12 protein-coding genes are annotated in these 11,129 nt (G+C 60.3%); 7 read left to right on the forward strand and 5 right to left on the reverse strand.

Going from position 1 to position 11,129, the window contains the following annotated elements; genetic code table 11:
- Positions 1-12 precede the first annotated feature (12 nt).
- The 3 genes from flgC to AC4HNJ_RS07380 form a co-directional block, all read right to left on the reverse strand.
- Positions 13-444 (reverse strand): flagellar basal body rod protein FlgC, encoded by a 432-nt coding sequence (flgC, locus tag AC4HNJ_RS07370; RefSeq protein WP_490478902.1) that lies wholly within the window; start codon positions 442-444, stop codon positions 13-15.
- Complete coding sequence (flgB, locus tag AC4HNJ_RS07375; RefSeq protein WP_490478903.1) at positions 444-851, reverse strand: flagellar basal body rod protein FlgB; 408 nt, start codon at positions 849-851, stop codon at positions 444-446. Before flgB ends, flgC begins: the two co-directional genes overlap by 1 nt.
- 190 nt (positions 852-1,041) lie before the next feature.
- Positions 1,042-1,968, reverse strand: coding sequence for a chemotaxis protein (locus AC4HNJ_RS07380; protein ID WP_490478904.1), 927 nt, complete (start codon positions 1,966-1,968; stop codon positions 1,042-1,044).
- A gap of 313 nt (positions 1,969-2,281) precedes the next feature.
- Here AC4HNJ_RS07380 and AC4HNJ_RS07385 point away from each other — a divergent pair, with 313 nt between their 5' ends.
- The 6 genes from AC4HNJ_RS07385 (at position 2,282) to AC4HNJ_RS07410 (ending at position 7,515) form a co-directional block, all read left to right on the forward strand.
- Positions 2,282-3,592, forward strand: a complete 1,311-nt coding sequence (locus AC4HNJ_RS07385; protein ID WP_490478905.1) for a methyl-accepting chemotaxis protein — start codon at positions 2,282-2,284, stop codon at positions 3,590-3,592.
- Positions 3,589-4,458, forward strand: coding sequence for a flagellar basal body P-ring formation chaperone FlgA (gene flgA / locus AC4HNJ_RS07390; RefSeq protein WP_490478906.1), 870 nt, complete (start codon positions 3,589-3,591; stop codon positions 4,456-4,458). The genes AC4HNJ_RS07385 and flgA overlap by 4 nt, the downstream gene beginning before the upstream one ends.
- Positions 4,459-4,666: 208 nt before the next feature.
- Positions 4,667-4,978 (forward strand): flagellar biosynthesis anti-sigma factor FlgM, encoded by a 312-nt coding sequence (gene flgM / locus AC4HNJ_RS07395; protein ID WP_490478907.1) that lies wholly within the window; start codon positions 4,667-4,669, stop codon positions 4,976-4,978.
- A 14-nt stretch (positions 4,979-4,992) separates the two neighbouring features.
- Complete coding sequence (locus tag AC4HNJ_RS07400) at positions 4,993-5,439, forward strand: flagella synthesis protein FlgN (protein WP_490478908.1); 447 nt, start codon at positions 4,993-4,995, stop codon at positions 5,437-5,439.
- A 72-nt stretch (positions 5,440-5,511) separates the two neighbouring features.
- A complete protein-coding gene (locus AC4HNJ_RS07405; RefSeq protein ID WP_490478909.1) occupies positions 5,512-6,798 on the forward strand; it encodes an EAL and HDOD domain-containing protein in 1,287 nt (428 codons plus the stop codon).
- 246 nt (positions 6,799-7,044) lie between these two features.
- On the forward strand, positions 7,045-7,515 hold the full coding sequence (locus AC4HNJ_RS07410) for a hypothetical protein (protein WP_490478910.1): 471 nt from the start codon (positions 7,045-7,047) through the stop codon (positions 7,513-7,515).
- Between the two features lie 5 nt (positions 7,516-7,520).
- On the opposite strand, the gene AC4HNJ_RS07415 is transcribed toward AC4HNJ_RS07410, so the two are convergent.
- Both AC4HNJ_RS07415 and AC4HNJ_RS07420 read right to left on the reverse strand, forming a co-directional pair.
- Positions 7,521-9,140: an MASE1 domain-containing protein gene (locus AC4HNJ_RS07415; RefSeq protein WP_490478911.1), complete on the reverse strand. Its 1,620-nt coding sequence runs from the start codon at positions 9,138-9,140 to the stop codon at positions 7,521-7,523.
- 1,060 nt (positions 9,141-10,200) lie between these two features.
- Complete coding sequence (locus AC4HNJ_RS07420; RefSeq protein ID WP_490478912.1) at positions 10,201-10,389, reverse strand: cupin domain-containing protein; 189 nt, start codon at positions 10,387-10,389, stop codon at positions 10,201-10,203.
- Positions 10,390-10,685: 296 nt separating this feature from the next.
- Between AC4HNJ_RS07420 and AC4HNJ_RS07425 the strand changes: the two genes are divergently transcribed.
- A partial coding sequence (locus tag AC4HNJ_RS07425) for a contractile injection system protein, VgrG/Pvc8 family (protein WP_490478913.1) occupies positions 10,686-11,129 on the forward strand: 444 nt, incomplete at its 3' end.

Below are 11,129 nucleotides of genomic sequence, written 5' to 3' on the forward strand. Positions count from 1 at the left end.
GTGCGGCTCCGGTTAGCTGCCGAGATCGATGGTCTTGATCATCAATTGCTTGGTGGTGTTCATCACTTCCACGTTGTTCTGGTAAGAACGGGACGCGGAAATCATGTTGACCAGTTCATCGATGGGATTGACGTTGCTGCCATAGACATAGCCGTTGGCATCTGCCATCGGATTGCCGGGTTCGTAATGCGATTCGACCGGCTGCTGGCTTTCTGTCACGCCAGCCATGCGTACACCGGTGTTGGTCTCGTCGGTGCTTTGTGGACCGAAGCCCGACTGCGACTCCAGTACCGGCGCGAACAGCAGCTCTTTCGCTTTGTAGGCGGATGCCGCGCTGCTGCTGACACTGTCGGCGTTGGCGAGATTGCTGGCGACCGTGTTGAGCCGCAGCGATTCGGCGGACATGCCGGAACCGGCGGTATCGAAGATCTTCATCAGCGACATCAGCTTTGCCCTCCACCATTGATAGCCAGGCGCAGCTGCTGGATGGTGCTGTTGATAAAGCTGAGGCTGGCCTGGTAATGCACCATGTTGCTGGCGAACGCGGACTGCTCGACCTGCGTGTCGACCGTGTTGCCGTCCATGCTCGGTTGCAACGGCACGCGATATTTCAACGTGTCCGCAGACTGGGTGGTCGGATTGATCTGCCCCGGCGAGGGCGTGCTCAACTCGAGCGTTTGCGAATCGCCGCCGCTGGCTTGTTGCAGCACTTGGCGAAAATCGACATCGCGTGCCTGGTAATTCGGGGTATCGGCGTTGGCGATATTGGATGCGATGACTTCGGAACGGCGCTGCCAGACCTCCAAGGCCTGGCTGCTCAAACCGAATACGTTGTCGAGAGTGTTGCTCATGACGGATTCCCCGCAGCGATCACTGCTTGCAGGGGTCGGAGCAAGTTGCATGCCACGCCTTGACAAAGCGGCCAAACCCGCGTGGCGTGGCCGCTTGTGCCGCATGCACGCGAGGCTCGCATGCATGCGGTGACGTTATACCGGCGCGCTGGGACGGAATCCCGACATCAGCGCTCTAGCGCTGGCGCCGTCAATTTGTTGACGGGTCCATCAGATCGAGCACCGTCTTCGCCAATAAATCGGGCTGGAACTTCGCAATGAACCGATCCGCGCCGACATCGCGCACCAGGGTTTCATTGAATACGCCACTCAACGAGCTGTGCAGCACGACTTTGAGCCGACGCAATGCCGGCGTCTCGCGAATGGCGCGCGTCAAGGCATAGCCATCCAGGCGCGGCATTTCGATGTCGGAGATCACCAGCATCACGTTTTCATTCTCATCCTCGGCCATCTGGGTCAGCCGTTCCAATGCTTCGCGTCCGTCCTGTGCGATCACACAGTCGATATCCATCTGCTTGAACAAACTGACCAGTCGCTGGCGTGCGACCAACGAATCATCCACCACCATGATGCGGCGCGGGCTCAGGTCGCGATGTTCGGCATCGTGCTGGATGCGCAAGGAGATCTCGGCCGCCGTGCCTTCGATGCTGGCCAGTACGTGCTCGACGTCCACCACTGCCATCAGCTGGCCATCGACCCGGCTGACCGCACTGACGCGACCACCAAAACCCAGTGTTGGCGATGGCGCTTCGAGCGCTTCGCCGGCGCAGTGCACGATGCGCTGGAAATCCGACACCAGAAAACCCTGCATGGAGCGGCTGAATTCAGTCACCACCAGATGGGCCGAATCGACGTCCGCCAGCGGCGGATAGCCCAGCGCCGCGGCCAGGTCGATCACCGGAATGGTCTTGCCGCGGTAATCGAAACTTCCCGCCAGCAGTTCATGCATGCCCGGCAGTTTTTCCATCGGCGGTTTGCGCAATACCTCGCGCACCTTGAAGACGTTCAAGCCAAACAACTGCGCGTCGCCCAGGCGGAACAACAGCATCGCGACGCGATTGTGACCGGCCAGCCTGGTATGGCTTTCCACGCTGTCCAGCAAGGCGACGCCACTCATGAGAATCCCGGATGGAAGTGATACCCGGCTTATCGGCGAACTCGCGAGAGGCTTTAGAGGATGCGGAGGAGTGTCGCATCCTGCTTGCCGATGTATCGCTCTCCTGCATGCACGGGGAGGACGCTAGCGCTGTGTGGGCCTGCTGCGGCTTGGCTTCACCGCGTCCCCTATCGCATGCAGGGGAGAGAGTCGCTCTCTCCCGCTACGGCTGGACACTGGTCCGTTTGTTTTTGTCGTGGCACATCACTTGCTTCCTCAACTTTCAGCGCTCCCCGCCGATGTCAGGGGACCCAAGCATGGAAATGTCTTGCCTATGAGTCTGATCCGCAGCCAGCACCTGGCCGCCTTGATCCAAGCCGCAGTCGCCGGTCACGACGCCGAGCTGGCGAGGCTGAGTCGCAAACATCCGGTGGCGGCCACGCTGCTTGCGCCGCTGTTCGCGCGCCTGGCGCCGCGTGCGCCGGCCGCGGTCGCGCTGCAATCGCTGGAGCAGCAAAGCCTGGTGCTTACGCATGCGCAGACGTTGCACCGCGAGCAATGCGCCCTGGAGCAGTCGATCGGCGAAGGCCGCGATAGTGTCGGACAGTTGACGGAAGGCAGTGCCGGAATGTCGACCCTGCTGCAGCAAGCGCAGAGCGGCATCGATCAAGCGGCCAAGGCCGGCGAACAGAGCTCGGCGAATGTCAGCGACCTGCAAGGCCAGCTGCGTTTGCTGCGTAGCGCGTTGTCGGCGATGAATCAAAACCAGAGCCTGCTCACCGAGCAGGTGGCGCAGATCCGCGCGCTGACCACCACGGTGCAGGACATCGCTCATCAAACCAATCTGGTGGCCTTGAATGCTGCGATCGAAGCGGCGCGTGCCGGCGATGCCGGCCGAGGTTTTGCGGTGGTCGCCGATGAAGTGAAGCAGCTGGCGGAAAAAACCGCGCAAGCGACGGCGGAAATCGAGACAGTGACCAGCTCGATCGGCGAATTTTCGCTGCAGATGAATGGCAATGTGCAGCTCAGCCTGCAGCGTTTGGAGCGTGCGCAGGGCGGCGTCGCCGATACCGAACGTTCGCTGCAACAAGGTACCGATGTGCTGCAGGGCACCGGCCAACGCTTGCGCTCCTTGCGCGAAAGCCAGGACGCCTCGCAAGTACGCGTCACCACCTTGAAGGCCATGCTCGGTGCCTTGCAGCGGCGTGCTTATGAAACGCGTCGCCACGGCGAATCGCTCAACCGCGCCGCGGCGCTTGCCCATCGCCTATGCCTTGGCTGGCTGGAAAGCGAGAGCGGCAACGATCTGGCGAGCCTGAGCCTCACGGTGCGCGAATCGGTGATCGGCTTGCGCCAGAGCATGGAGCTGGCGTTGCAGGAACCCACCTCACTCGATCGCCGCTGGTTTGATACCGAGGTGTTGAAGCGCAGCCTGAACCGGCTGACCGCACGCCAGGGCCATCATCCTTCCGGAACGGGCCTGCACGAATCGGCGACCCGCCTGCGCGAGCACGGCGAGGCCTTTCTCGAATTGCTTGGCAATGGGCAGATCGAGTTGGCCAAGCAGATGTCCGACAAGCTGGAAACCGAACGCGAACTCATCAACAGCCAATTGGCCGCGATGTTGAACGACGATCAGCCATGAATGTTTTCAATCTCGCCCATCTCGCCGTGATCCCTCGCTCTCTCCGCCGGGTAGCGGGCTGGCGTGCAACGGCAAGGTTGGCGGGACATGTTGTTCAAACCCACCGGGGCATCGCACGAGACGATGCCACCTTCACCGCAAGGAAGGGAATGCATCGCTCCACGCAGCCGGGCCGTTATCTGTCTCGCGCATGCGCCGCGCTCCTGCTGCTTGCCGCCCTCCCCGCCGCGCACGCCGACACGACGCCGGTCGAGCTTCGCACCGTTGCCGAACGCGCGGTGCGCGCGCAATACAACACGCTCGGCAACCGGGTGGTGATCGTTCCCACCCGCTTGAATCCGCGCCTGCGCCTGGCTTCCTGTACCCGCCCACTGCAAGCACGCCTCCCGATACGCCAGGGAACGCCATCGCGCGTCGCGGTAGCGGTGAGTTGTCCGGGTCGGCCAGGTTGGACGATCCAGATTCCCGTGGAGATGCAGGTGTTCCGGCAAGTGCTGGTCACCAGCCGGCCGATGGCTCGCGGCGATATTCCGGGTCCTGCCGATGTGCATACCGAGGAACGCGACATAGCGCGGCTCGGCTACGGCTATATCGAAAGTCTCGACCAGATCCTGGGGCGTTCGCTGGACCGGCCGCTGATTGCCGGTGCCGTGCTGGAACCCGGCGACTTCAATGGGCGCCAGGTTGTGCGCGCCGGCGAGCAAGTGCAGCTGGTCGCCCAGCTTGACGGCATCCAGGTGCGTACTGCTGCGATGGCCTTGGACGGCGGCGACACCGGTGCACATTTGCGAGTGCGCAACGACAACTCCGGACGGATCGTGGACGGGGTGGTGATTGGCGCCGGGCAGGTACAGGCCTTGCCGTGACCGGGAAAGCAAGGGGGAGTGAGCGCAGGCATGGTCATCGCTCGCGAAACCGCCGGGACGGCCCCGGGCTGCCTCGGTGGCGATGCGGCCAACCCCTCCACGGCCCCCGCTCCTAACTGACATACTCCGCAGGTTCGGCAGGCTCAAGTTTTCCTCAGGGACGCCGATACCTTCACCAGGGCTCATCGAAAGAGAGAATGCCAGCGCTATGAACACTACGATTTCGTCCAATGGATTGCCGCAGCTGCCGCTGGCAAACACCAATACGGACAGCAGCGCCAACCAGGCTTCGACCACGTCCTCGGCAACCGGCTCGTCCGCAACACAGGCCAACGACAGTGTGCGGCTGACTGACTCAGCGCGTGCGCTCCACCAGGCCAGCAATGCGAATGCTCCGGTCGACACCAGCCGCGTGGAACAGATCAAGCAATCGCTGGCGTCCGGCACCTACAAAGTCGATCCGAATGCCATTGCATCGAGCCTGACGTCGCTGGAAGGCCAGATCGGCGGTACGAAGTAAGCGCGTCTGCCGACATGAGCCAGAACCTTCAGTCCGAACTCGGTGCCGCGTTGCGCACTGTCCTGGAAGAGATGGGCGCGACGACATCGCAGCTCATCGCCATCCTGGACGAGGAGCGCGAGGCTTTGGGTTGCGCCGACGCGCAAGCACTGAATCGCGCGGGCGAAGCCAAACAGATGCTGATGCGCCGGCTCGAACAGCTTGACGTGGAGCGCCTGCACCTGAGCGGCACCTCGGCCGACGCCGCGCAACAGGTCGAACCGATGTGGCGCGAACTACTGAAGTCGCTGGCGGTTTGCCGCGACAAGAATCTACGCAATGGCACGCTGGTCGGACAGCGTCTGGCGCAGGTGCGCCGCGCCTTGGCCGTACTCACCGGCAACGATGCGCAATCCGGCACGTACGGTCAGAATGGCGCGTTGCAGGATACGCACCGGTCCGTGTCGTTGGCGCAGGCATAAACAAGCTTTCCCCGGCGTCGCAGTGACGGCGCCGGACCGTAGTACGCGCTTCATCAGTTCGGTATCCATGCCATGACGACGAGTACAGCTACTCCTGCCGCAAAATCCCCGAGCAACGAAGCCACTGCGCTTAGCGACATGTTGCTGCCGGTGGTGCGCAGCCCCATGCTGGACCGCGAAGAGGAGCTGTTCGCCTACGAGCTGGTGTTCTATCGCCAGGGCGCGGGTACCGACGCCGATACCACGCTGAGCGGCGGCGTGCTCTCCGGCATCACCGATGGTGCGATTACCCGCCTGGTGCGCGGCAACCGCGCCTTTATGCGCCTGCCGCGCATGCTGCTGCTGGAACAGACCGATATCCTGGCGCACACGCCGCGCCTGGGCGTGATCATCGATCCCATCCATGTGCGTGATGTCACGGTAGTGCAGCGCTTGCAGCAACTTGCCATGCGCAACTGTCCGCTACTGCTCGACCTTGGCGCTGTCGATCCGGTTGCTGGCGAACCTTTCGGTACGCTCGAACCCTTGCTTCGACTGGTCCGCTATGTGCGCCTCGATGCGAAGGCGCTCGATGCGGACACCCTGGCCGCACGCTGCCAGCAGTTGTTCGAGCGCGGCCTCGGCGTCATCGCCGGCAATGTCGACGATCACGCCACTTATGCACACTGCAAAGATCTGCCGTTCCAGGCGATCCAGGGGCGCTACTTGCTGGTGCCGCAGCAGATCGACGTGCCGGTGCTGACACCTAACCGGCTCAGCCTGCTGCGTTTGATGGGTGCCTTGCAGGATGCCAGTGCAGGCCCGGTGGAATTGGGCGAAATCATTCGCGATGACGCGGTGCTCAGCTACAAGCTGCTCGGCTGTGTGAACTCCGCCTATTTCGCGTTGCCGCGTCAGCTGAAATCGATTCAGCAGGCAGCGATTTTTTTCGGCGTTGCGCGCATGCGCAACTGGATCCACACCATGGCGTTGAGCAGCATGGACGATCGTCCGCCGGAATTGCTGCGCACCGCACTGATCCGCGCGCACATGTGCGAAAAACTTGCCAAGGGCATGCCAGCCGGGCAACAAGACATGGCGTTCATGGCAGGGCTGTTGTCCCTGCTCGACACGCTGCTGTGCGCGCCGATGGAATTCGTGCTGAGCCATTTGCCGCTGGCGCCCGAAATCCGTCAGGCACTGGTGGAAGATCGCGGCCCCTTCGCACCGTTGCTCAATCACATCTACGCATGGGAAGCCGGCAACCTGCAGGCTGCGCAGATTCAGCCGCAGGACATTCGCAAAATGGCCAGCGCGTATTACGAAGCCACGCAATGGGCAGATCAGGTGTATTCGTTTGCAGAGCAGCGTGCGAATTGAACGCTGCTATTTGCGTGCGGATAACTGGCAACACATGGGTGTGAGTTGCGCCAGCCCACGCGTCACGGCCTCCAACCTCATGCTGGCCTGAGCGGCGCGTACCAACGGCCGGGCTCGGCGGCTAATTTTGCGCGACTTGTCTGAAAGACGATATCCGTAGACGGCGCACATTACTTATTGCATGCGTTTGCCTGTACTGGTGTACCAGCCCATGCTGGGCGGCTATGTCACCAAGGAGAAAACACCATGGCTCGCACGATCCGCTGCAAACCACTACTTTTTGCCACACTGGGACTGGGATTTGCCGTTCCCGCTCTTTTTGCACAGACACCACCTCCGACCGGCCTGGGGCAAACCCGACCGCATGCGCCGGATGTCAGCACCAGCCCGGATTGGCATGTGTATGTGTTCCAACGCGACGGCATTCGCTACCTGCAGGTCAACGACGCCAGCGGTACGGTGCGCGGTGCCATTGCCACCGCGAACGGCTCGATTCTGGTTCTACCGATAGGCAAGGATGCGGCGAACATCCACGTTATGCGCGTGACCACCGCCAACGCGGCAACAGGTACCGCAACGGCGATGGTCCAGACGGTGTATCAGGATACTGCTCTCAGTGTGGTGGTATCCGTATTTGATCCGACCGCACCCATCGAGATCATTCAGAACGATATGTGCCAGGATCCCGGTGAGTGTGGCCACTTCGCTAACCCCTAGATTGGTTAGGTTGCGCTCTCTACAAGGATCGCTTGCTCAGTAAAATGGCTGAAGGCGTCGGGCCCGCGCAACAGCACAACCACCTGACTGATATCGCCCGTCATACGCTGACGAGCTCTTCCTTCGAATGTGTGGGCCGTATCCACCATTGTCCGAAAGTCACCATCGCGGCTGAGCACACGCAAGTGGGAGAGCAGTTCATCCCAGAACAGCCGCCTGCTCCACGGCCGCGATGGTGCATCCTCTCGATGCATCTGCGCTTCGATCACCAATCGAATCCAGCATTGACCATGAAGGATGCGGGAGCTGATGCATACCCTGATGGTATCCACTTTGCACTGGCCGCACAGATTGGCCGCACCATCGCAAACCAGGCGATAAAGCACCAGATGCAGAGCCTGCGGAAGAGCGCTCACCCGGCCTCGATAGTGCACATGGAAGTCGACCCCGTAATCCGCCAGGGTCCGCAGTAGCGGGCCTCCTTGCAGAGCTTGCGGCAGGCTGCGCCTGGTGCCGAGCGGATGGGCATAGTCAGTAAGCTGCTCGACCTGCCGGATCAAGGGACGGGTCTGATCTTCATGCACAATGGCTTCGTGCGGCGACAAGATCGTGAACCGCTGCAACAGCCGGTAGGTGGCGCGCTGCATATCCAATAGCACATAGGCGACGCGGCGCAATTGATGTTCGCCTTGATGGTAGTTGCGCTGCGCCAACGCCACGGCCTGGCGCACCCGTATACGTTCCTGCTGTTCCCGGCGATTCAGGACCGTGATGGGTTTGCCCAGCAAGAGCATGCTACTCATGGTGAACGCGATAAACGTCTCGGCCTGCAATGTGCCGTGATCGTAAAGCGCCGGCATAAGCAGCACGATGCCGATGCTGGCCGCCGTGCCGCCGACTGCTGCGCCCTGCCAGCCATGCCGAAGGGCCAGCCCCACCACGGGGACAAACATGGCTATCTGCAGGATGGCGCGTAAATCCGATCCCGATGCGGCGTGCATGCCGATCCATACCAGCGCCGCCAGGCAGGGCAGCAGCATGATGCTCTCAAGCACGAGCCGATGGGTTCGAATGCATGCCATTCGCTGACGCCAGGAGATGGCAGCGCTCTTTTCGTAAATGCTGAGTACCAAGGGCGTAATGGTAAGAATGCCCAGGTAATGGCCCAACATGTAGCGCACGGCCCAGACGTGAAGCGGAGGATATCCAGGCGGACGTGGTGCCAAAGACAAAAGCGCCACGTCATAACCAGTCACGATTAAGGCAGCCGCCAAAGCACAGAGCAGCAATACCGCAACGTTGACAGCTCCGTTGCTTAAGAGACGCAAGCGCGCCCGGCAAAAACAGACTACAGGCATGATCAGAGGAAGTGATGGCACCATCTCGAACAGTGCCCAGGCCCAACCAAACTGAGGCAAACATGTCATGGCCGTATAGCTCACCGGTAGTGTTTCGCCGACAGCCAGCGCAAGCCAATAGCGGTAAGGCACCAAAATCAGCACCGACAGCTGAAATCCGGCCAGTACGAACCAATGCGAAAACGACACCTCACGCAGCAGTGCATAGCTCAGTGCGTACACCATGGCCACCGCAACGTGAGACCACATCTTTCTGAAATTGACCATGTCCCTACCCTTGCCCGAAGCTCCCTATCACGTAGGAAGGCGCTGGTCACAGTAGTGAATGGAAGGAAACGTGTCGCGCGGTGTGAGCCGCTTTATGCAGCATTTCAGACAAATCATGCGGGTCGTGCCAGACATACCGTTTTGACACAGAACCCGGCACAAGAAACGCCACGATATTTTTTCTACGGCCCCCACCGGATGCATGTGTAACGGCGCAGCGTACAAATGGAACACCGCCTGCCCCGCCCCGCGCACAGCCGCATCGTTCCAGCGACAGCAACCACAACCTACGTCGCACCATCGCTATCGGCATGATCATCGACACTATTTCAACCGGACACTGATCAACCAGGCTGCTTCCATCGCATGTGTCGTGTGGATGCCTTGCACGACTTGTCTGAAAGACAGGATTCCGTGGCGCTGCTTGCAGCATAATCACGCCGCTCACGCCCATCTTGATCATGCCTGATGGCAGCGGCAGACGTAGCACGTCGCTGTATATCTTGCTTCAACGTACTCCACCGGCCTCTTTCTACTCAGAGCAAAGTGCGAGCAATCATTCTTTCCATAAACGGCAGGAACATGAGGCGACCCATCTTTCTTCTATCGAGCATGCTCTTCGTGGCCATTGCCCACGGTCAAACTGCGCAGTTAAAAAACGACGACGACGCAGCGGTTCGTGCCGCTGCCATAACGACGCAATATCGCCTTACGAGCATCACGCTTAAGTGCCTGTACTTTGATACGGACGATGAAGGACAGGCTTATCTTGTCCGTGTTCGGGAAAAGCATTCCAGGGAATGCGGCGGCGACCCTGAGACCTCTCCAACGGCTTTCTTTATGAGGCTTCGCAAAAGAGATGGGCATGCAACCACGACCGCTTATAACCTCGACGGTAATTTTGAGGCGCTAAAGCCGGTACCCGCAAATCATTCGCCCCCTGGCATCGGGTCGCGGTAAGTCATGGACCATCCCATAGGCATCACCGGATCATCAATGTCGAAGTACCAACGCCGCTTCTTCCTGCGCAGCGCAACCGGCCACGTTTTGCGGACAAGATTTATTGATACTCCGGCTTGCCGCCTTTGACGGGCCTGAACGTCGGCTCGCCGGGTATCCCCGCATAGGTGATGATCAGTACCGTGGGCTGATCGCCGCTGACGCCACGATGGATATCGTTGACGGATTCCGTAAAGGCCTTCCCCGTTTTGAACGTCTGCTTTTTGCCGCTGCGTTTCCAGACTGTCACGCGTGTTCCCGTCAGTGATCCATACCTGCGCATAAGCATCGTAACGACGCCGCTGCATGCTACATGCACGAGCAAGACACTTGGCATTGCCACATTTTCTCGACCCGCGTGACGGGATTTATCTCAATTAATTTCAGAAGTAGACAAATGACTTTCGTGATGTTCTTGACACGCGAAAATGACTTCACGTGTCTGCGAAAAACATTTATGTTCGATCTTTTGCAAAACGATACGCATGCCATGACGCCATGCCTATCGAGCGCATCACACGATAAAAACAAATCAGGAACACATACATGCCTACCCGCCTCGATGACGCCAGCGCAGCGAACACGTCTGCGCGTCTTCAGTCTTACTTCGTGGACGTTCCGGGCGCGCCCGCCGAGAGTGCGTTATCGGTGGTGTCGTGCCGTATCGTCGAGCGCATGGGCGAGCCCTGGCGCATCATCGTCGACCTGACGCATCCGGATGCGCTTGAGCGCAAGGATTATCTCGGCAAGGACGCTACGTTCACGATCGCGCCCAGAGAGGACGAACCGCGTCTGTTCCACGGTTGGGTGGCGAAGTTCAGCCACCTGACCACGACCAAGGATCAGCGCACGTATCGCTTCGTGATCAAGGCGCATGCCGCGCGCCTGCGACTCACGCGCACCAGCCGCATCTTTCAGCAACAGACCGCGCCGCAGATCATCGAGGCGATCCTGCGCCGCCACGGCTTCAAGGGACATCAGTTCGTCTTC

Source organism: Dyella sp. SYSU CM1112 (assembly GCF_058216415.1).